Annotated in this window: 18 protein-coding genes; 12 read left to right on the forward strand and 6 right to left on the reverse strand. The window is 71.1% G+C overall.

The features are described from left to right. Positions 1 to 100: 100 nt before the first annotated feature. Both ACQRWP_RS30905 and ACQRWP_RS30910 read left to right on the forward strand, forming a co-directional pair. Positions 101 to 1,126: an IS30 family transposase gene (locus ACQRWP_RS30905; RefSeq protein WP_430499735.1), complete on the forward strand. Its 1,026-nt coding sequence runs from the start codon at positions 101 to 103 to the stop codon at positions 1,124 to 1,126. Positions 1,127 to 1,230: 104 nt separating this feature from the next. Then, complete coding sequence (locus ACQRWP_RS30910; RefSeq protein WP_430499736.1) at positions 1,231 to 1,881, forward strand: TetR/AcrR family transcriptional regulator; 651 nt, start codon at positions 1,231 to 1,233, stop codon at positions 1,879 to 1,881. 82 nt (positions 1,882 to 1,963) lie between these two features. Here ACQRWP_RS30910 and ACQRWP_RS30915 read toward each other — a convergent pair whose 3' ends face one another. Further along, positions 1,964 to 2,353, reverse strand: coding sequence for a hypothetical protein (locus tag ACQRWP_RS30915; protein ID WP_430499737.1), 390 nt, complete (start codon positions 2,351 to 2,353; stop codon positions 1,964 to 1,966). 79 nt (positions 2,354 to 2,432) lie between these two features. Between ACQRWP_RS30915 and ACQRWP_RS30920 the strand changes: the two genes are divergently transcribed. After that, on the forward strand, positions 2,433 to 2,966 hold the full coding sequence (locus ACQRWP_RS30920) for a MarR family winged helix-turn-helix transcriptional regulator (protein ID WP_430499738.1): 534 nt from the start codon (positions 2,433 to 2,435) through the stop codon (positions 2,964 to 2,966). 31 nt (positions 2,967 to 2,997) lie between these two features. On the opposite strand, the gene ACQRWP_RS30925 is transcribed toward ACQRWP_RS30920, so the two are convergent. After that, the gene (locus ACQRWP_RS30925; protein ID WP_430499739.1) at positions 2,998 to 3,888 is read right to left on the reverse strand and encodes a zf-HC2 domain-containing protein; all 891 of its coding nucleotides are present in this window, start codon (positions 3,886 to 3,888) and stop codon (positions 2,998 to 3,000) included. Between the two features lie 72 nt (positions 3,889 to 3,960). Between ACQRWP_RS30925 and ACQRWP_RS30930 the strand changes: the two genes are divergently transcribed. From ACQRWP_RS30930 to ACQRWP_RS30965, 8 genes are all read left to right on the forward strand, one after another. After that, positions 3,961 to 5,001: a TRM11 family SAM-dependent methyltransferase gene (locus tag ACQRWP_RS30930; RefSeq protein WP_430499740.1), complete on the forward strand. Its 1,041-nt coding sequence runs from the start codon at positions 3,961 to 3,963 to the stop codon at positions 4,999 to 5,001. A 345-nt stretch (positions 5,002 to 5,346) separates the two neighbouring features. Next, complete coding sequence (gene kdpF / locus ACQRWP_RS30935; RefSeq protein ID WP_036410889.1) at positions 5,347 to 5,436, forward strand: K(+)-transporting ATPase subunit F; 90 nt, start codon at positions 5,347 to 5,349, stop codon at positions 5,434 to 5,436. After that, complete coding sequence (kdpA, locus tag ACQRWP_RS30940) at positions 5,436 to 7,091, forward strand: potassium-transporting ATPase subunit KdpA (protein WP_430499741.1); 1,656 nt, start codon at positions 5,436 to 5,438, stop codon at positions 7,089 to 7,091. The genes kdpF and kdpA overlap by 1 nt, the downstream gene beginning before the upstream one ends. Positions 7,092 to 7,111: 20 nt before the next feature. Further along, on the forward strand, positions 7,112 to 9,307 hold the full coding sequence (gene kdpB, locus ACQRWP_RS30945) for a potassium-transporting ATPase subunit KdpB (RefSeq protein ID WP_430499742.1): 2,196 nt from the start codon (positions 7,112 to 7,114) through the stop codon (positions 9,305 to 9,307). Beyond that, positions 9,307 to 10,188: a potassium-transporting ATPase subunit C gene (locus ACQRWP_RS30950; protein ID WP_430499743.1), complete on the forward strand. Its 882-nt coding sequence runs from the start codon at positions 9,307 to 9,309 to the stop codon at positions 10,186 to 10,188. The genes kdpB and ACQRWP_RS30950 overlap by 1 nt, the downstream gene beginning before the upstream one ends. Before the next feature lie 73 nt (positions 10,189 to 10,261). Continuing rightward, on the forward strand, positions 10,262 to 12,811 hold the full coding sequence (locus ACQRWP_RS30955) for a DUF4118 domain-containing protein (RefSeq protein ID WP_430499744.1): 2,550 nt from the start codon (positions 10,262 to 10,264) through the stop codon (positions 12,809 to 12,811). Further along, positions 12,808 to 13,488, forward strand: coding sequence for a response regulator (locus ACQRWP_RS30960; protein ID WP_210782924.1), 681 nt, complete (start codon positions 12,808 to 12,810; stop codon positions 13,486 to 13,488). Before ACQRWP_RS30955 ends, ACQRWP_RS30960 begins: the two co-directional genes overlap by 4 nt. A gap of 102 nt (positions 13,489 to 13,590) precedes the next feature. Next, a complete protein-coding gene (locus ACQRWP_RS30965) occupies positions 13,591 to 15,606 on the forward strand; it encodes an FAD-dependent oxidoreductase (RefSeq protein ID WP_430499745.1) in 2,016 nt (671 codons plus the stop codon). Here ACQRWP_RS30965 and ACQRWP_RS30970 read toward each other — a convergent pair. Both ACQRWP_RS30970 and ACQRWP_RS30975 read right to left on the reverse strand, forming a co-directional pair. Further along, positions 15,510 to 15,950 carry an SAV_915 family protein gene (locus ACQRWP_RS30970; RefSeq protein ID WP_430499746.1) on the reverse strand — a complete coding sequence of 147 codons (441 nt, stop codon included), beginning with the start codon at positions 15,948 to 15,950 and terminating at the stop codon, positions 15,510 to 15,512. The genes ACQRWP_RS30965 and ACQRWP_RS30970 overlap by 97 nt on opposite strands. Beyond that, positions 15,947 to 16,342 (reverse strand): hypothetical protein, encoded by a 396-nt coding sequence (locus tag ACQRWP_RS30975; protein ID WP_430499747.1) that lies wholly within the window; start codon positions 16,340 to 16,342, stop codon positions 15,947 to 15,949. The genes ACQRWP_RS30970 and ACQRWP_RS30975 overlap by 4 nt, the downstream gene beginning before the upstream one ends. A 178-nt stretch (positions 16,343 to 16,520) precedes the next feature. Between ACQRWP_RS30975 and ACQRWP_RS30980 the strand changes: the two genes are divergently transcribed. Beyond that, the gene (locus ACQRWP_RS30980; protein WP_430499748.1) at positions 16,521 to 17,276 is read left to right on the forward strand and encodes a dienelactone hydrolase family protein; all 756 of its coding nucleotides are present in this window, start codon (positions 16,521 to 16,523) and stop codon (positions 17,274 to 17,276) included. A gap of 135 nt (positions 17,277 to 17,411) precedes the next feature. On the opposite strand, the gene ACQRWP_RS30985 is transcribed toward ACQRWP_RS30980, so the two are convergent. Both ACQRWP_RS30985 and ACQRWP_RS30990 read right to left on the reverse strand, forming a co-directional pair. Then, positions 17,412 to 18,515 carry an L-dopachrome tautomerase-related protein gene (locus ACQRWP_RS30985; RefSeq protein ID WP_430499749.1) on the reverse strand — a complete coding sequence of 368 codons (1,104 nt, stop codon included), beginning with the start codon at positions 18,513 to 18,515 and terminating at the stop codon, positions 17,412 to 17,414. A gap of 100 nt (positions 18,516 to 18,615) precedes the next feature. After that, positions 18,616 to 19,497, reverse strand: a complete 882-nt coding sequence (locus ACQRWP_RS30990) for an SMP-30/gluconolactonase/LRE family protein (protein ID WP_430499750.1) — start codon at positions 19,495 to 19,497, stop codon at positions 18,616 to 18,618. Positions 19,498 to 19,499 lie beyond the last annotated feature (2 nt).

Raw genomic sequence — 19,499 nt, forward strand, 5'->3', positions numbered from 1 at the left:
CGGGCGCCCGGGCGCCCCGGAGATCTTGGACAGTTTCCGTTAGCTCGGCGGGCTCAACCGGTGGTTGCAACACCCTTCGGTGATTTTCGTTGGGGTGGCTATGGCGTCGAGGTTGAGTCCGCTGGAGCGGGAGCAGATCGGGTTGGGTCGGGCTGCGGGTGAGTCGTTGCGGTCGATCGCGCGAAGGTTGGAGCGGTCGGCGTCGACGATCTCGCGGGAGGTGGGTCGGTTCGAGCGTTATGGGCAGCGGTATCAGCCGTTGATGGCGCAGTGGGCGTCGTTTCTGCGGCATAACCGGTCCGGGCGGGTGCCGCGGTTGGCTGACGGCGGGCCGTTGCGTCAGGTGGTGCTGGATATGCTGCGGCGACGCCGTTCGCCGCAGCAGGTCAGTGCTCGGCTGCGGGTGCAGTTCCCGGACACGCCGGAGATGTGGGTGTCGCACGAGACGATTTACCAGGCGATCTACCTGCAGGCGCGGGGCAACCTCCGCGCGGAGTTGACGCGGCAGGTGGCGTTGCGATCGGGGCGGGCCGCTCGTCGCCGTCGGGCCGCGCCGGGCGGGGCGGTGCGCTCGGCTCGGCCGTGGGTCGACCTGCGTATCGCTGACCGTCCGGCTGAGGTCGCTGACCGGGCGGTGCCCGGTCATTGGGAGGGTGATCTCCTCGAGGGCGTCCGTCGGGGTGGGCGCGGTGGTTCCGCGATCGCCACGCTGGTCGAACGCGCTACCCGGTTCGTGATCCTGGTCGGACTGCCCGAGGGCAAGGTCTCCGAACACGTCGTGTCCCAGTTGGCCGCGGCGATGAGCTGGCTCCCGCAGCGGTTACGAGCCTCGCTGACCTGGGACCAGGGCGTCGAGATGGCTCGGCACCGTGACTTCACCATCGCCACCGACTGCCCGGTCTACTTCTGCGACCCACACAGCCCCTGGCAGCGTGGCAGCAACGAGAACACCAACGGGCTGCTCCGCCAGTACTTCCCCAAAGGCCAATTCGACTTCACCACCATCGACCAAACCGGCCTCGACCACGTCGCCGACGAACTCAACGACCGCCCCCGCATGACCCTGGGCTGGGCCACCCCCGGTGAGAAGATGACCCAACTTCTAGGTGTTGCAACCACCGGTTGAGCCCACCGAGATAACGGAAACTGTCCAAGATTGCTAGATCTCGGCCCGCCGCGAGGCCTGCGCCGCGCTGATCCCGGGGGTGAGCTGTCGATAGGGTCGGGCAGATGAGTGTCGAGACGGCTCCGCGCCGCCGCCGTTTGGAGCCGGACGCCCGGCGTGGGCAGATCCTGGCCTGCGCGGTCCGGCTGTTCGGCGAGCGCCCGTACGCGGACGTGTCGACCACCGACGTCGCCCGCGAGGCAGGTGTTGCTCGCGGCCTGGTCAACCACTACTTCGGGGCGAAGAAGGACCTCTACCTGGAGGTCGTCCGGGTCATGGTGACCATCCCCGAGGTTGCCCTGGAGCGGCTGCCCAAGGGTGATCTCCGGACCCGGGTCGACGCCAGCGTCACCTGGTTCCTCGACGTGGTGTCGCGACACAGCACCTCATGGCTGGCGGCCGTCACCGCCCGGGGGATGGGCGGCGACGCCGACGTGGAGCGGGTGCTCGCCGAGGCCGAGGAGGTCGCCGCGGACCGCATGCTGGTCGCCGTCGGGCTGGCCGGTGAGGCGGAGCACCGCGAGGAGTTGCGCGGGATGGTCCGGGCTTACGGCGGGCTGGCCACGTCGACCGCCCGCGAATGGCTCCAGCGTGGCGCGCTGACCCGCGCCCAGGTGCACCTGCTGCTCACCACGACCCTGCTGACCATCGTCGAACAGGTCATCCCGCAGGTCATCGCCGGTGCCGGTTCGACCCGGCCAGCGCCTCCCGCTTGAGCTGCCTGCCCCGCCCTCGCTGGACGGCCGCGCCGCCGCTGACGGAACGCACGCTTCGCCTGGGCCGCACCAGCGCCGGGCTTCAGGCTGGTGCGGCAGCGGGGGACGATTCGCGGAGGTGGAGGACGATGGCGATGGTCAGGATGACGATGGCGATCGGGTCGAACACCAGCGAGATGAGGTTCATGTCGGCCCGCATGCCGACGTCGACGACGGTCAGGGCGAGAAACACTGACTTGGTGATGACGGCGGTCGCCGCCGCCGGGACTCTGGCCGGCAGGTAGAAGGCTCCCCAGATGATGGCCGCGCCAAGAGCCGCCTGCAGCACACCCCGGTGCTGGAGCAGCGCAGTGGTCATGCGGTCGGGGTCGGCCAGGCCATAACTGCTCGTCAGCAGTTGCGGCCAGAACAAGGCAAGCGCGGGCGTTGCGGTGATCACGCCGACGATGGTGAGGATGACGCGCATCTTCATACGACCCTCCCAGTGAGTCAGACTCGCTGATCGTCAGCGTAGCTGATAATCAGTTCTGCGATAGACTAGGCTGAAGGTTATGCGCTCATCCGAAACCCTCTCCTCCGCCACCGGGTATCTGCTGATGAAGTTGGCGAACCTCGCCAGCGTCTGGATGGAAGAGGTGCTCCTGCCCCTCCGCCTACGCGGCCGGGATCTGCGGGTGCTGGCCTTCGTCCAGGACGGGGAGTTGTCCCAGCGCGACCTGTGTCAGCAGACCGGACTCGACCGCACCACGATGGTCGCAGTCATCGACGAACTTGAGCGCAACGGGTACGTCCGGCGCGAGCGAAGCCTTAGCGACCGCCGTAAACAGGTCATCAGTGTCACCACCGACGGCCGCGCCGTATTGTCGGAAGCCCTCACGGCGATGCGCCGCACCGAGGACGACTTCCTCGCTCCCCTCGGCGAAGACGAGCGGCACCAGCTGCACCGACAGCTGTCCCTGCTCTACGCAGCTCACGATCCCCGGTGCCACGCCGACGAGACGCTGGAACCCGGGCTGCTACCCGGCAGTGGCGTCGGCGTCGTCGGAACGCGCCACAGCGAGGGCCCGAACAAGCGCACGACGTGAGAATCCACCGGGTGGTCGATGACGCCGACGATCAGGCGGCGCGGCGTCCGCCGGCGTGATCGGTACGCGTGGCATGCCCGCTCTGCGCCGCCGGGGCGGCGTAGCGATCGGCGGCCTGGGCCGGGTAGGACTCGGGGCGTACCACCCGCAGCGGCCGATCCACCTCGTCGGCCCCGAACCGCCAGCGGGACGGTGTCGGCTGCCGCTGTGGTGCCGGGCCGCCCGGGCGCAGTCCGGGCCGGGACAGCAGCACGGTGATCAGGTAGCCGACCACCAGGAAGCCGTGGCTGATCAGCCGTTCCCCGCCCACCGAACCGGTGGCCAGGTCGTTGACCGACAGCAGCAGCAACGTGCCGACGAACGCGCTGAGCATCGGCAGCAGCCCGGCGGGTGGGCTGCGGCGCAGCGCCACGAAGAGGAAGCCCGCGCCCACGGCCACGTTCCACGCCGCCGACTCGTGCCACAGGTGCTGGCCGGTGGGGTGCAGGTGGTCGGCGGTCGCGCCCCGGCCCACCTGGGCCAGGCCGAGCACCAGTTGCACCGCGCCGAGCAGCCCGAGCGCCGACCGCAGGCCGGCGACGAGCGGGCCACGTCCGAACGCCGCACGCAGCCCGGCCGCGAGCTGGCCCCGTCCGAGTACGTTCCGCAGGCCGGCGACCAGCGGGCCACGTCCGTCCGAACGCCGCCACCGCGACCGGCGGGCCGGGGCCGCGCTGGTGGCGGCAAGGATCGCCGCCGTCCGGTCGGGCACCTCAACCACCAGTCGGGTACGAACCCGACGGGTCACCGCGGCCGCCGCCGTGAACCAGGCCCGGCACTCGGCACACCCGTCCAGGTGCCCCTGCACCGCCGTCAGTTCGGCGGCGGTCTCCTCCCCGTCCAGCTGCGCGGACAGGACCTCCCGCCACTGCTCACACCCCATGTATCGGTAGTCGCTCCGGCAGCCGCTCCGGTTCCCGGCGACCGTGACTGGTTGTGGAATACTCGCCGGATCATGACGCGTTACGGCCTGCTGATCCTGCCCGCCACCAACCGGGTGTACGCCCGCGCCGCCGTCGACCTCACCCGAGCCGAGCTGGAGATCTTCGGCCGCTCGGCGCTGGACGGCCGGATCGGCGAGCTGGACACCGAGGTCGTCGGAGGGGCGTCCTACATCACGTTCACCGGCGACGGGCTGACCGAGCGTGACCTGACCGTCCTTGGCAACCTCTCCGCCGGATACGCGTTGTTCGAGATCGTCGGCGAGCTGTTGCGGCCGATCGAGTGGAGCCGTCTGGACCGCTACGACGACGATCTGCTCACCATCCAGAAGTACCCGGGCAAGACCAACGAGCAGTTCACCAAGCTGCTGCTCAACGTCACCCTGCTCGCCTCGGACTGGGCCGCCGAGATGACCAGCCGCCGGTTTCGGGTGCTCGACCCGCTCTGTGGCCGGGGCACCACCCTCAACCAGGCGCTGATGTACGGCTTCGACGCCGCCGGAATCGAGCGCGACCAGAAGGACGTCGAGGCGTACCGGGCGTTCATCACCACCTGGCTGAAGCAGAAGCGGGTCAAGCACCGGGTGCTGGAGTCGGGGCCGGTGCGGCGGGAGCGCAAGGTGGTCGGCCGACGGGTGCGGATCGAGCTGGCACCGACCCGTGAGGAGCACAAGGCCGGCCAGACGCAGCTGTTGGACGTGGTCAACGCCGACACCGCCCGCTCGGCGGAGTTCTTCCGCCCGGAGACCGTGGACCTGGTCGTCGCCGACGCGCCGTACGGCGTGCAGCACGGCAGTCGTACAGCTGGGCAGGGGTTGACCCGCGACCCGCTGGCGTTGCTCGCGGACGCCGCGCCGGTCTGGGCCCGGTTGTTGCGCCCCGGTGGTGCGCTCGGGATCTCCTGGAACACCCACGTCGCCAGCCGCGACGACGCGGCGGCGGCGTTGGCCGACGCCGGCCTGACCGTGGTCGACGCCGAGCCCTACCGCGCGCTGCGGCACCGGGTGGACCAGTCGATCATGCGCGACGTGCTGGTGGCCCGCCGCCCGGCCTGAACGGCCTCGCACCTCCGCCCTCGCCGCACCATGCGCCACCCCATCCGGGTCGCGCGTGGTTTTTCTCGTCCTGACCTCGTGGACCACCGAGGGTCTGTGCCGCATTTCACCTGTTCAGAGGGCAGGTGTGAAAACCACGTCAAGAAAAGGTTCGCCCCCGTCATGGTCGCGTTATGACCCCTGCCGTTCGACGGGTGGTGGGGCTTTGATTGCCCGGCGCGACCGGAAGGCGGTCGCGACGAACCTTTCCGGCTGAGGAGTCAGCGTGTCTGACGTGGTGTTCGTGGTCCTGACGGTGGCGCTGTTCGCAGTGCTCGCCCTGGTGGTCCGGGCGGTGGAGAAGCTGTGAACGCGGTCAACGCCGTCGGTCTGGTGCTCGCGGTCGTCCTGGGCGCGTTCCTGGTGTTCGCCCTGCTGTTTCCGGAGCGCTTCTGATGACCATGACAACAGCGGGCGTCATCTTCGTGTTGACGCTGGTGGCGGCCCTGGTCGCCGTCTACAAGCCGTTCGGCGACTACATGTTCCGGGCGGTCTCCGGCACGAAGCAGTCGCGGGTCGAGCGGGGCATCTTCCGACTGGTCGGGGTCAACCCGGCCGCCGAGCAGACCTGGGGCGTGTACGCCCGCAGCGTGCTGGCGTTCTCCGCGGTCTCGATCCTGTTCCTGTACCTGTTCCAGCGGGTGCAGAACCACCTGTGGCTGTCGCTGGGGTTCGACCCGGTGGTGCCGCACGGCGCGTGGAACACGGCCGTGTCGTTCGTGACCAACACGAACTGGCAGTCGTACTCGGGTGAGTCGACGATGGGCCACCTGGTGCAGATGGCCGGCCTGGCCGTGCAGAACTTCGTCTCGGCGGCGGTCGGCATCTCGGTGGCGGTCGCGTTGGTTCGCGGCTTCGCCCGCAGCCGCACCGGGCAGCTCGGCAACTTCTGGGTCGACCTGACCCGGATCACGCTGCGGATCCTGCTGCCGATCGCGGTGCTCGGCGCGATCGCGTTGATGATCGGCGGGGCGGTGCAGAACCTTTCCGCCGGCACCGACGTGAGCACGCTGACCGGCGGCACCCAGACCATCACCGGTGGTCCGGTCGCCAGCCAGGAGGTGATCAAGGAGCTGGGCACCAACGGTGGCGGCTTCTACAACGTCAACAGCGCGCACCCGTTCGAGAACCCCACCACCTGGACGAACTGGCTGGAGATCTTCCTGATCCTCCTGATCCCGTTCAGCCTGCCTCGGGTCTTCGGCCGGATGGTCGGGCAGAACCGGCAGGGCTACGCCATCGCCGCGGTGATGGGCATCCTCGCGTTCCTCAGCGTCGCCATCACCAACATCTTCGAGCTGGCCGGCCACGGCACGGTGCCGCAGGCGGTCGGTGCGGCGATGGAGGGCAAGGAGGTGCGGTTCGACGTGTCGAACTCGGCCACCTTCGCCGCCGCCACCACGCTCACCTCGACCGGCGCGGTGAACTCGTTCCACGACTCGTTCACCTCGCTCGGCGGCATGATGACGATGATCAACATGATGCTCGGCGAGGTCGCGCCGGGCGGCACCGGTTCGGGGCTGTACGGCCTGCTCATCCTCGCTGTGATCACGGTTTTCGTGGCCGGGCTGATGGTGGGCCGCACTCCCGAGTACCTGGGCAAGAAGATCGGATCGCGCGAGATCAAGTTCGCCTCGCTCTACTTCCTGATCACGCCGATCCTGGTGCTGGTCGGTACGGCGGCGGCGTTCGGCACCGGCAACAACTCCACGGCGCTCAACGTCGGCCCGCACGGCCTCTCCGAGGTGCTGTACGCGTTCACCTCGGCCAGCAACAACAACGGCTCGGCGTTCGGCGGCATCACCGTCAACACCACCTGGTGGGACACCGCGCTCGGGTTGTGCATGCTGCTGGGCCGGTTCCTGCCGCTCATCTTCGTGCTCGCGTTGGCCGGCTCGCTGGCCCGCCAGGCACCCACCCCCGCGTCCGAGGGCACCTTGCCGACCCACCGACCGCTGTTCATCGGCATGGTCGTCGGCGTCACGGTGGTCCTCGTCGCACTGACCTTCCTGCCCGCGCTCGCGCTCGGTCCGCTGGCAGAGGGGCTCTGACCATCATGAGGAACGAGGACATGTCCGTCACGTCCGCCCCAACAGAGCAACTCCCCGGCACACCCGCCACCCAGGGCAACCGGATCGGCGGGGGCCTGCTCGACCCCAAGCAGTTGATCCGGTCCCTGCCGGACGCGGTACGCAAGCTCAACCCCAGCACGCTGTGGCGCAACCCGGTGATGCTGATCGTGGAGGTCGGCGCGGCCTTCACCACAGTCCTGGCGGTGATCGACCCGTCGGTGTTCGCCTGGGCGATCACCATCTGGCTCTGGCTGACAGTGGTCTTCGCCAACCTGGCCGAGGCGGTCGCCGAGGGTCGGGGCAAGGCCCAGGCGGCGACCCTGCGGCAGGCGAAGAAGGACACAATCGCCACCCGGCTGATCGACTGGAAGCCGGGCGCGCGGGCGAACACTTACCGCGATGAAGCGGTGCCGGCGCCGGACCTGCGTCAGGGCGACGTCGTGCTCGTCGAGGCGGGCGGCATCATCCCCGGCGACGGCGACATCGTCGAGGGCATCGCCAGCGTCGACGAGTCGGCCATCACCGGCGAGTCGGCCCCGGTCATCCGGGAGTCCGGCGGCGACCGCAGCGCGGTCACCGGCGGCACCAAGGTGCTCTCCGACCAGATCATCGTGAAGATCACCCAGAAGCCGGGGGAGAGCTTCATCGACCGGATGATCGCCCTGGTCGAGGGGGCCAACCGGCAGAAGACGCCGAACGAGATCGCGCTGAACATCCTGCTCGCCGCGCTCACGGTCATCTTCCTGCTGGCAGTGGTCACCCTCCAGCCGCTGGCCATCTTCTCCAAGGCGTACCAGGCGGCCGCCCCGAACAGCGGGGCGATCACCGACTCCGGTGTCACCGGCGTGGTGCTGATCTCGCTGCTGGTCTGCCTGATCCCCACCACCATCGGCGCGCTGCTCTCCGCCATCGGCATCGCCGGCATGGACCGGCTGGTGCAGCGCAACGTCCTGGCCATGAGCGGCCGGGCCGTCGAGGCGGCCGGCGACGTCAACACCCTGCTGCTGGACAAGACCGGCACCATCACGCTGGGCAACCGGCAGGCCGCCGAGTTCGTACCGGTCGAGGGGGTCGACCCCGCGGCGCTGGCCGACGCCGCGCAGCTGTCCAGCCTGGCCGACGAGACCCCGGAGGGGCGCTCGGTGGTCGTCCTCGCGAAGAACGAGTTCGGGCTGCGCGAGCGCGAGCCCGGCGTGATGCCGCACGCCACCTTCGTACCGTTCACCGCGCAGACCCGGATGAGCGGCGTCGACCTCACCCCGGACGCCAGCGTGGACGCTGGCGCGGTGGGCGCGGCCCGCCGGGTCCGCAAGGGCGCCGCCGCCGCGGTGATGAAGTGGGTACGGGAGAACGGCGGCCACCCGACCGAGCAGGTCGGCGAGATCGTGGACGCCGTCAGCGGCACCGGCGGCACCCCGCTGGTCGTCGCCGAGCACGTCGACGGTGAGCCCGCCCGCGCGTTGGGCGTCATCCACCTCAAGGACGTGGTCAAGTCCGGCATGCGGGAGCGGTTCGACGAGATGCGCCGGATGGGCATCCGAACCGTGATGATCACCGGCGACAACCCGCGGACCGCGAAGGCGATCGCCGACGAGGCGGGGGTGGACGACTTCCTGGCCGAGGCGACGCCGGAGGACAAGCTCGCGCTGATCAAGCGGGAGCAGGAGGGTGGCCGGCTGGTCGCGATGACCGGTGACGGCACCAACGACGCGCCGGCGCTCGCGCAGGCCGACGTCGGGGTGGCCATGAACACCGGCACGTCGGCCGCCAAAGAGGCCGGCAACATGGTCGACCTCGACTCCGATCCGACCAAGCTGATCGAGATCGTGGAGATCGGCAAGCAGTTGCTGATCACCCGTGGCGCGCTGACCACCTTCAGCATCGCCAACGACATCGCGAAGTACTTCGCGATCATCCCGGCCATGTTCGCCGGCCTCTACCCGAGCCTGGACGCGCTGAACATCATGCGGCTGTCCAGCCCGGAGTCGGCGATCCTGTCCGCGGTCATCTTCAACGCCCTGGTGATCATCGCGCTGATCCCGCTCGCCCTGCGGGGCGTGCGGTACCGGCCGGCCGCCGCGTCGAAGCTGCTCAGCCGCAACCTGCTGGTGTACGGGCTGGGCGGCATCATCGTGCCGTTCATCGGGATCAAGCTCATCGACCTGCTCATCCAGTTCATCCCGGGGATTTCGTGATGCGCCTACCCACCTGGATCGCCCAACACCTCGCCGCGCTGCGCGCCGTACTCGTCTTCACGGTGCTGCTCGGCCTGGTCTACCCGCTGGCCCTGGTAGCGGTTGGTCAGCTGCCCGGCCTCAACCACAAGACGGACGGCTCGCTGATCTCCTCGGGCGGGACGACGGTCGGCAGCGCGCTGATCGGCCAGTCCTTCACCGACGCGGACGGCAACCCGATCGCCCGGTACTTCCAGTCCCGCCCCTCCGCCGCCGGCGACGGCTACGACCCAACCTCCACCTCGGCCAGCAACCTGGGCCCGGAGAGCGTGGTCGACACCATCGCCACCGACCCGGAGGAATCCAGCGAGAGCCTGCTCACCCAGGTGTGCGGGCGCAGCAAGTCCGTCGGCGAGCTCAACGGCGTCGACGGCCGACGCCCCTACTGCACCGACGACGGAGTGGGTGCCGTGCTCGCGGTCTTCCGCGCCGACGGTCTGACCGGCCCGGTCACCCGGGTGGTCAGCGTCAACCAGGCCGCCCCGGCCACGCCGTTCGTCCCCGAGTACCAGGGGGTGACGGTGGAGCCGGCCCAGCCCGGCGAGGACTACGTGGCCGCCGGTGGGGTGGTCACCCCGATCCGGGGCGACGCGCCCGCCGACCCGGCGGTGCCCGCCGACGCCGTCACCGCCAGCGCCAGCGGTCTCGACCCGCAGATCAGCCCGGCGTACGCCGAGTTGCAGGTGAACCGGGTCGCGCGCGAGCGCGGCGCGGACCCGGCGGCGGTCCGCAAGCTGGTCAAGGAGCACACCGACGGGCGTGGGCTGGGCTTCATGGGTGCGCCCGGCGTCAATGTGCTGGAGCTCAACCTCGCGCTCGACAAGCAGTTCGCCGCACGCTGAGCACCCTCGCGGGCGGGGCCGTGCCAACCGGGCGCGGCCCCGCCCGCCGATCTGACCAGGGAGGATGGTCCCCGTGCCACGCGGAGAACTGCGCATCTATCTCGGGGCCGCCCCCGGCGTCGGCAAGACGTACGCCATGTTGGAGGAGGCCCAGCGGCGGGCCGCGCGCGGCACCGACGTGGTGATCGGTTTCGTGGAGACCCACGGCCGCCAACACACCGCCGCGATGCTCGGCGACCTGGAGCAGGTGTCCCGCCGGAGCATGGACTACCGCGGCGCGGCGTTCACCGAGATGGACCTGGACGCGGTGCTGGCCCGCCGGCCACAGATCGCTGTGGTCGACGAGCTGGCGCACAGCAACGTGCCCGGTTCCCGGCACGACAAGCGCTGGCAGGACGTCCAGGAGTTGCTCGACGCGGGGATCGACGTGCTGTCCACGGTCAACGTGCAGCACCTGGAGTCGGTAAACGACGTGGTCGCGCAGATCACCGGCACCACCCAGCGGGAGACCGTGCCGGACGAGATTGTCCGCGCCGCCGAGCAGGTCGAGCTGGTCGACATGACCCCGGAGGCGCTGCGCCGGCGGATGGCGCACGGCAACATCTACCGACCCGACAAGATCGACGCCGCGTTGGGCAACTACTTCCGGGTCGGCAACCTCACCGCGCTGCGCGAGCTGGCGCTGCTCTGGCTGGCCGACAAGGTCGACGAGCAGCTCGACCGCTACCGCAGCCAGCAGGGGATCGCGGCCACCTGGGAGGCCCGGGAACGGGTCGTGGTCGCGCTGACCGGTGGCCCGGAGGGCGAGACGCTGATCCGTCGGGCGGCCCGGGTCGCGGCCCGCAGCAAGGGCGCCGACCTGCTCGCCGTGCACGTGGCCCGCAGCGACGGCCTGGCCGGCGCGGACCCGGCCCAGTTGGCCCGGCAACGAGTGCTGGTGGAGAGCCTGGGCGGCACGTACCACCAGGTGCTCGGCACCGACGTGCCGGCCGCGCTGCTGGACTTCGCCCAGGGCGTGAACGCCACCCAGCTGGTGCTCGGGGCCAGCCGGCGTGGTCGCCTCGCGCAGATCTTCGCCCGGGGTGTCGGGGTGACCACCACCGCGCTCTCCGGCTCGATCGACGTGCACCTGGTCACCCACAAGCAGGCCGGCAAGGGTCGCCGGGCGGCGGCCGTGCCGGCGGCGCTGTCCCGACGCCGCCGGCTGCTCGGCTTCGGCCTGGCGGGGCTGGGCATGCCACTGCTCACCCTGTTGCTGAAGACCCTGCCCGACCTGACGTTGACAAACGACATCCTGCTGTTCCTCGCCGGGGTGGTCGGGGTCGCGCTGGTCGGCGGGGTGTGGCCGGCCCTGGTCGCCGCGCTCGGCGGCTCGCTGCTGCTCAACTGGTTCTTCACTCCGCCCTTCCGAACGCTGACCATCGCCGAGGCGGACAACCTGCTCGCCCTGGCCGTCTTCGTCGGGGTGGCGTTGGCGGTGAGCTGGATCGTCGACGTGGCCGCCCGGCGTACCCGGGAGGCCGCCCGGGCCGCCGCCGACGCGCAGACCCTCGCCGCCGTGGCCGGTGGGGTGCTGCGCGGCGAACGTCCGCTGCCCGCCCTGCTGGATCAGCTCCGGGAGACCTTCGGGCTGCGCGCGGTGAGCGTGCTGGAGCTGGCCGAGGAGGCCAGCGGGCGACCGGAGCGGGCCCGCGAGGAGCACGCCTGGTGTGTGGTGGCCAGTGTCGGCGAGCAGCCGGCCTGCACGCCCGACGGCGGCGAGACGGCGGTGCCGGTCGACGACCGGATCACCGTCGTGCTCAGCGGCCGGCGGCTGGAGGCCGCCGACCGGCGGATCGTCGAGGCGTTCGCCGCCCAGGCCGCCGTCGCGCTGCGCCAGGAACGGCTCGCCGAGGAGGCCGCCACCGCCCGGCCCCTCGCCGCCGCCGACCGGATGCGCACCGCGCTGCTCGCCGCGGTCAGCCACGACCTGCGTACCCCGCTGGCGTCCGCGAAGGCGGCCGTGACCAGCCTGCGCAGCCATGACATCGAGTTCGACGAGTCCGACCGCGAGGAGTTGCTGGAGACCGCCGAGGAGTCGTTGGACCGTCTCGCCCGGCTGGTCGGCAACCTGCTGGACATGAGCCGGCTCCAGGCGGGTGTGCTGGGCATCTCGGCGACCGCGATCGGCCTGGAGGACGCCGTACCCCTGGCGTTGGACGAACTTGGCCCGGCGGCCGCGACGGTCGGCACTGACATCCCGGCCGACCTGCCGGCCGCCACCGCCGACCCGGGCCTGCTGGAACGGGTGCTGGTGAACATCGTTGCCAACGCGCTGCGGTACAGCCCGCCCGGTCAGCCGCCCACGATCACCGCCAGCGCCCACGCCGGCCAGGTGGAGCTGCGGGTGATCGACCGAGGGCCGGGCATCCCGGAGGACCAGTGGGAGCACGTCTTCCTGCCGTTCCAACGCCTCGGTGACCGGGACAACCAGACCGGCGTCGGTCTCGGTCTTGCCCTGTCCCGGGGGTTGGCCGAGGCGATGGGTGGCAGCATCACCCCGGAGACCACCCCCGGCGGTGGGCTCACCATGGTGCTGCGGTTGCCGGCCGCGCAGACCACCTTCGAGGGGCCGCAGGAATGACGCGCATCCTGGTCGTCGACGACGAACCGCAGATCCTGCGTGCCCTGCGCATCAACCTGCGCGCCCGCCGGTACGACGTGGACGTCGCCGGCACCGGGGCCGCCGCGTTGAAGGCCGCCGCCAGCCACCCGCCCGACCTGGTGGTGCTGGACCTCGGCCTGCCCGACATCGACGGCGTGGAGGTGATCCGGGGCCTGCGCGGTTGGACCACCGTGCCGATCATCGTGCTCTCCGGCCGGGCCGGCAGCGAGGACAAGGTCGCGGCGCTGGACGCGGGCGCGGACGACTACGTCACCAAGCCGTTCGGGGTGGAGGAGTTGCTGGCCCGCATCCGCGCGGTGACCCGCCGCCTCGGCGCGCCCAGCGAAGCGGTGCCGGCCTTGCGGATCGGCCAGCACACCGTCGACCTGGCCGACCACAGCGTGCTGCGGGACGACGGCACCGAGGTCAAGCTGACCCCCACCCAGTGGAGCGTGCTGGAGAAGCTGCTGCGTCACCCCGGCAAGCTGGTCAGCCAACGTCAGCTCCTCCAGGACGTGTGGGGGCCGGAATACCAGAACGAGACCAACTACCTGCGGCAGTACCTGGCCCAGCTGCGGCGCAAGCTGGAGGACGACCCGGCCCGCCCCCGCCACCTCATCACCGAGCCGGGAATGGGTTACCGCTACCGGCCGTGAACCGTTGACAGCCGCCGGCAGAGATTGAAGAATCTCGTTCGCAGCGGCAGCGGCGTGCTTCTGTAACCGTCCCCTTCACCGGTTACCCCTCGGGAGCCCGCCGTGTCCGTGCCCCTGCCCCTGTCCCGTCGCCGGCTGCTGGTCGCCGGCGGTGCCGGCCTCGTCCTGGCCGGCCTCACCGACCCGTTCCGGGCCGACCCCGCCCGAGCCGCCGTCACCACCGCCGACCTGGTCGTCTACGGCGCCACCTCCGGCGGGCTGGCCGCCGCGATCACCATGCGCCGCCTCGGCCGCACCGCCGTGGTGGTGGAGCCCACCGGCCACGTCGGTGGGTTGAGTACCGCCGGGCTGGGCGCCACCGACACCGGCGTCCAGGCGTCCATCGGCGGGCTGGCCGCCGAGTTCTACCGCCGGGTGTACGTGAAGTACCACGGCGGAACCCTCACGCCGACGTCGCCGCTGCGGATGACCTTCGAACCGCACGTCGCCACCGCCGTCTTCGCCGAGTTGCTGGCCGAGGCGGGCGTGCCGGTAATCGTCAACGCTCGGCTGGCCGGCCTGGGCCGAAGCGGAAACCGGATCACCGAGCTGCGCACCGAGGACGGGTCGATCTACCGGGGCGGGGTGTTCGTCGACGCCACCTACGAGGGCGACCTGCTGGCCATGGCCGGGGTGGGGTTCACCGTCGGGCGGGAGTCCAACGACACCTACGGCGAGACGATCAACGGGGTGCAGTCGCGCAACACCCACCAGTTCGCCTACCCCATCGACCCGTACGTGACGGCCGGCTCGCCCGCCAGCGGGCTGCTGCCGGGCATCTCCGCCACCCCGCTCGCCCCGCAGGGCAGCGGCGACGACAAGATCCAGGCGTACTGCTTCCGGATGTGCCTGACCCAGGCGGCCAACCGCATCCCGTTCGGCAAGCCGTCCGGTTACGACCCGATCCGCTACGAGCTCCTGCTGCGGCACATCCAGGCCGGCTACACCGGGCCGTACTTCACCACCCACTCGGTCGGCGGCGGGAAGACCGACTCCAACAACAACGGCGCCGTGTCGACCGACAACATCGGCTTCAACTACGCGTACCCGACGGCGAGCTGGGCCACGCGGGAGAGCATCATCGCCGAGCACCGCACCTACCAGCAGGGGCTGATGTGGTTCCTGGCCAACGACCCCCGACTGCCGGCGTCGGTCCGCGACTCGACGGCCCGGTGGGGGCTGCCGGTGGACGAGTTCACCGGCACGGGCGGCTGGCCGCCGATGCTCTACATCCGCGAGGCACGCCGGATGATCTCCGCGTACGTGATGACCGAGGCCGACTGTCGGAGCCGGGTACGCGCCACCGACTCGGTGGGCCTGGCCAGCTACACGATGGACTCGCACAACTGTCAGCGGGTGGTCGTCGACGGCAAGGTGCGCAACGAGGGGGACGTGCAGATCGGCGTGCCGGCGCCGTACCCGGTGAGCTACCGCGCGATCGTGCCGCACCAGGCGCAGTGCGCGAACCTGCTGGTGCCGGTCTGCCTCTCGGCGAGTCACATCGCGTACGGCTCGATCCGGATGGAACCCGTGTTCATGATCCTCGGGCAGGCCGCGGCCACCGCGGCGTCCCTGGCGCTCGCCGGCAACTCCGCCGTGCAGACCGTGTCGGTGCCCGCCCTCCAGACCCGGCTGCGTCAGGACGGCGCGGTGCTGGAGTGGGGCTCGACCAGCGAGGTGATCCTGGACAACGCCGCGTCCAGCGGCATCACCCGGGCCGGGACGTGGCTGCGCAGCACCAGCATCGGCGGCTACTACGGCTCGGACTACGAGCACGACGGCAACACCGCCAAGGGCGTCAACCGGCTGCGGTTCCGCCCGACACTGCCCGCCTCCGGGTCGTGGACCGTGCAGTTGCGCTGGACCGCGGACCCGAACCGCGCGACGAACGTGCCGGTGGACATCGCGTACTCCGGGGGGTTGGTCACCCGGACGGTCAACCAGCGACAGTCCGGCGGCCAGTGGGTGCCGTTGGGCACCTATCAGTTCACGGCGGGCAGCGACGGAAGCGTGCTGATCCGCACCGAGGACACCGACGGCCACGTGGTCGCGGACGCGGTGCGCTTCGTGCGCGCCTGACCGGAGGCGGGTGCCGGGTCGACCCGGTCAAGTGGCGGGGCCACCAGCAGCGGGTCGACCTGGATCACCTCGATGCCGAGCGGGCGCAGCATGCCCCGCAGAGCCGACTCGCACAGCTCTTCCCAGCGCTGGTCCGCGCCCATCGCGGCGACCAGCAGCTCGGGCCGCGTGAAGGCGATGCCCACCCGTTGCCCCTGCGGCGAACGGCCGGTCCGAACCGCCCGCACCAGCCGTCCCGGCAGGTCGCGCACCGGAACGGCGAAGATTATCGGGGCCTCGTCCATGGTCGGGTTGGTCCTTTCCACACGTGTCGGGAAGCGCTGGGCGCCGGTGCGGCGGTTCATGCGGCGGATCCCACCCGGGCCGGGCTTTTCTTCGCGGTACGCGGGTCGGTGGGCGTGGTCAGGTCGAGCGCGCGCAGGATGTAGTTGGCCTCCGCCACCTCCACCCCGGCGCGCAGGCGCAGGTCGGCCACGGCGCGGTGCAGCACTGTGATGCTGCCGGCGGAGAGGCGGACCACGGCGTCGACGTCGGCGGCGATCCACCACGCCGCGACCGCGCACGGCTCGTGCCGCAGGTACTCCACCAGGTGACTGCCGGGCGCGGACGGGCCGAGCCGGACGCTGACCAGCGCCTCGTGCCGCCGCTCCGGCTCGTCCGCTCTGGCCGCGGGCTCGCCGGGGTCGCTGGCCGTGTCGGTGCCGGGTGGCGGCTCGCCGCGTTCCCAGCGTGTCATCCGCCAAGGACTCATGGACCCATCGTCACCACCGCGCGACGGCGGGGCACCACTCGATACGCGGTTTCGACAGACCACCGCCATTTCTTGACGCCGCGTTCACGCGGCTGCCCGCCAGGGACACCGGCACGGCGAGTAACGTTCCAAACGGACCAAGATCGGCGTACGAGGAGGCACGGTGCTGACGACGACGGTGGACATCCCGACCAGTGACGGAGTGGCGGACGCGAGTCTGACCCGACCGGACGGCGACGGCCCGTTCCCGGCGGTGCTGCTCTTCATGGACGCCTTCGGGCCGCGCCCGCGCCTGGTCGAGATGGCCGAGCGGATCGCCGAACGCGGTTACCTGGTGCTGACGCCCCACCTGTTCTACCGGGCCGGCCGCGCACCGCTCTTCGACCTGTCCCGCCTCGGCGACGCCGACCAGCGCGGCGCCCTCTTCGAGAAGATCATGCCGCTGGTCGGCGTGTTGACTCCCGACGTGATCAACCGGGACACCGCCGCGTTCCTCGACTTCCTGGCCGCCCGCGACGACGTCCGACCGGGTCCGGTCGCCATCACCGGTTACTGCATGGGCGGCACGAACGCGCTGCGGGCCATCGAGGCGCACCCGGACCGCATCGCCGCGGTGGCGAGCTTCCACGGCGGGCGGATCGTCACCGAGGCGCCGGACAGCCCACACCTGGGCGTCGCCTCGATCACCGGCGAGGTGTACTTCGGGCACGCCGACGCCGACCAGTCGATGACGCCCGAGCAGATCGCCACGCTGGAGGAGGCGCTGGACGCCGCCGGGGTGCGCTACCGCTCCGAGGTGTACACCGGGGCGCACCACGGCTACACCATGTCCGACACCCCGGCGTACGACGAGCAGGCCACCGAGCGTCACTGGGTCGCCCTGTTCGACCTCCTGGACCGCACCCTGCCCGTGAGCTGACAAGTCTCCACTGCGTCGGGTATGCGCCTCCCCCCTTCGCGATCTTGCACTTTCTGTCCTGGCAAAAGGTGCATCCCACCCATGTCGACGACCACAACTGCAAGATCGGCGCGAACTTCTGCGCGACTCGCTCGCTCAGCGGCGCAGCAGCACCGGGCCGGCGTCGATGCGGGTGCGGAACAGCGCGTACGGCTTGCGCCGCAGGTCCTTGCCCCGCTGGTACTGCGGCTGCCGGTGCAGTTGGTTGGCGGTGACGTAGAGGTACCCGTCGGTGGCCACCGACATGGTGTCCGGCCAGAGCAGACGCGGGTCGTGCACCAGCGTTTCGTACTCGCCGTCGGGCAGTCGACGCAGCACCGCGTTGTGCTCGTACGAGGTGAGGTAGAGCCGCCCCGCGTCGTCGCTCTCCAACCCGTCCGAGGCGGTGCCCCTGTCGCCCTCGTCGACCACTGTGGCGGCGGCCGCCTCCTGGGTGACGCCCGGGTCGGCCAGCGCCTCGGTGGAGACGCTGTGCAGGCGCCGGGACGCCAGCGGGCAGTAGTAGAGCCGATCGCCGTCCGCGGAGATGGCGATGCCGTCGGAGCCCATGCTCACCGGCTTCGGAGGGCCGTCGGCCGGCCGTTCGAGGAACGGCCGACCCTCCACCACCGGCCGGAACGACGTCAGCGGCTCCGCCTTGGTGGACGGGTGGTCGTGCAGCCGCCGCCAGGAGGCCCCGCTGGCCAGGTCCACCACGATGATCCCGTTCGGCCCGGAGTCCGCCGAGTCGGTGATGTACGCGACCCCCGCCTCGCCCCGCCGCAGGTCGAAGCGGACGTCGTTGAGGTACGTCGTCGGCAGCGCCACGTCCGCCGGGAAGGTGATCACCTGGGCGACCGTGTCGGTGTCCAGGTCGATCCGGACCAGCTTGGGGCCGCCCGGCTTCGTGGGCTGGAACATCGGGCTGCCGGTGTCCAGCACCCAGAGCCGGTCGGCCGGGTCCACCACGATGCTCTGCACCGAGACGAACGCGCCCGCGTCGTCGTCGCCGGACGGGTCGTTCCAGGCCTGGTCGGGGTAGGGCATCTCCCGGCCGTCGCGCAGCTCGACGACGGTGGCCGGCACCTCGTCACCCCACTTCGGGAAGTTGACGAAGATCCGGCCCCGGTGCGAGACGCTCACCCCGGTCGGCATCGGGCCGGTGAAGGTGTGCACCAGCTCCAGCTCGCCCATCGGCTCGTCGCCGACCGGCCCGTTCATGACGTCCGCCCCACGGTGCTCATCGGCTCGCTCCCTACCGGTCGGTCGTTACCGCGCTCCGGTGCGGTTGTTCCCGCCCTGGCGTCCGGTATGCCTCCGGTCAGCTCACTGGCGCAGTGGCCCGCGCGGCGGGCAGGCCGGGCACCGCGACGTCCACCGCGAGCAGCGCGCCGTCCTGCGGGCCCGCCGAGTCCAGCCCCACCCGGGCGGTGCCGATGAAGAGTCGCCGCAGGTCGGGGCCGCCCAGGCAGATGCCGGCCGGCTGCTTGGCCGGCAGCCGGATCTCCCGGTCGAGGGTGCCGTCGGGCCGGTAGCGGCGTACCGCGGAGCCGCCCCACAGCGCGATCCAGAGGTGGCCGGCCGCGTCGAGCGTCATGCCGTCCGGGCCGCCGTCGGCGGGGGACAGCCGCAGGAACGGCTCCCGCCCCCGCAGGGCCCCGGTGGCGGGGTCGACGGTGAACCGGTCGATCTCACCGCGCGGCGTGTCGGCCAGGTACATGGTGGTGCCGGTCGCGTCGAAGGCCGGCCCGTTCGGGATGGTCAGCCCGGTCACCGCGGGGATCGGCTCGGCGCCCGGGGTGAGGCGGAACAGCGTGCCCCCGCCGGGCACCATCGCGTACGTCATGCTGCCGGCCCAGAAGCGGCCGTGCGGGTCGGCGACCGCGTCGTTCATCCGGGTCGGCTCGGGCGCGTCGGCGACCAGGTCGGCGACCGGTCGGGGGTCGCCTGCGGCGGGCAGCACTGTGACGCCGGTCCCGGCGGCGGCCAGCCATTCGCCGGGTCGGTCGGCCACCGGGGCGACCGCGCCGAGCGGCACGTCGAGGCGGCGTAGCTCCCGCAGCGGGGTCGGGGCGTCGCCGTCGGTCTCCAACAGTCGCCCGGCCAGCAGGTCGACCAGGACCAGCCGGTCGTCGACCCAGCGCAGGCCCTCACCCAACTCCAGCCGGTCGTTGCTCCAGACGGTCGGCTCGGTCAGCTCCATGG

The sequence above is a fragment of the Micromonospora trifolii genome (assembly GCF_050516465.1).
Taxonomy (GTDB): Bacteria; Actinomycetota; Actinomycetes; order Mycobacteriales; family Micromonosporaceae; genus Micromonospora; species Micromonospora trifolii.

Coding starts and splice junctions, on each gene's coding strand:
- ACQRWP_RS30950 (WP_430499743.1), top strand. CDS start 9,307: ATGCGCCTACCCACCTGGATCGCCCAACACCTCGCCGCGCTGCGCGCC.
- ACQRWP_RS30960 (WP_210782924.1), top strand. CDS start 12,808: ATGACGCGCATCCTGGTCGTCGACGACGAACCGCAGATCCTGCGTGCC.
- ACQRWP_RS30915 (WP_430499737.1), bottom strand. CDS start 2,353: ATGAAGATGCGCGTCATCCTCACCATCGTCGGCGTGATCACCGCAACG.
- ACQRWP_RS30925 (WP_430499739.1), bottom strand. CDS start 3,888: ATGGGGTGTGAGCAGTGGCGGGAGGTCCTGTCCGCGCAGCTGGACGGG.
- kdpA (WP_430499741.1), top strand. CDS start 5,436: ATGACCATGACAACAGCGGGCGTCATCTTCGTGTTGACGCTGGTGGCG.
- kdpB (WP_430499742.1), top strand. CDS start 7,112: ATGTCCGTCACGTCCGCCCCAACAGAGCAACTCCCCGGCACACCCGCC.
- ACQRWP_RS30920 (WP_430499738.1), top strand. CDS start 2,433: ATGCGCTCATCCGAAACCCTCTCCTCCGCCACCGGGTATCTGCTGATG.
- ACQRWP_RS30990 (WP_430499750.1), bottom strand. CDS start 19,497: ATGGAGCTGACCGAGCCGACCGTCTGGAGCAACGACCGGCTGGAGTTG.
- ACQRWP_RS30930 (WP_430499740.1), top strand. CDS start 3,961: ATGACGCGTTACGGCCTGCTGATCCTGCCCGCCACCAACCGGGTGTAC.
- ACQRWP_RS30970 (WP_430499746.1), bottom strand. CDS start 15,950: ATGAACCGCCGCACCGGCGCCCAGCGCTTCCCGACACGTGTGGAAAGG.
- ACQRWP_RS30975 (WP_430499747.1), bottom strand. CDS start 16,342: ATGACACGCTGGGAACGCGGCGAGCCGCCACCCGGCACCGACACGGCC.
- ACQRWP_RS30905 (WP_430499735.1), top strand. CDS start 101: ATGGCGTCGAGGTTGAGTCCGCTGGAGCGGGAGCAGATCGGGTTGGGT.
- ACQRWP_RS30910 (WP_430499736.1), top strand. CDS start 1,231: ATGAGTGTCGAGACGGCTCCGCGCCGCCGCCGTTTGGAGCCGGACGCC.
- ACQRWP_RS30985 (WP_430499749.1), bottom strand. CDS start 18,515: ATGAACGGGCCGGTCGGCGACGAGCCGATGGGCGAGCTGGAGCTGGTG.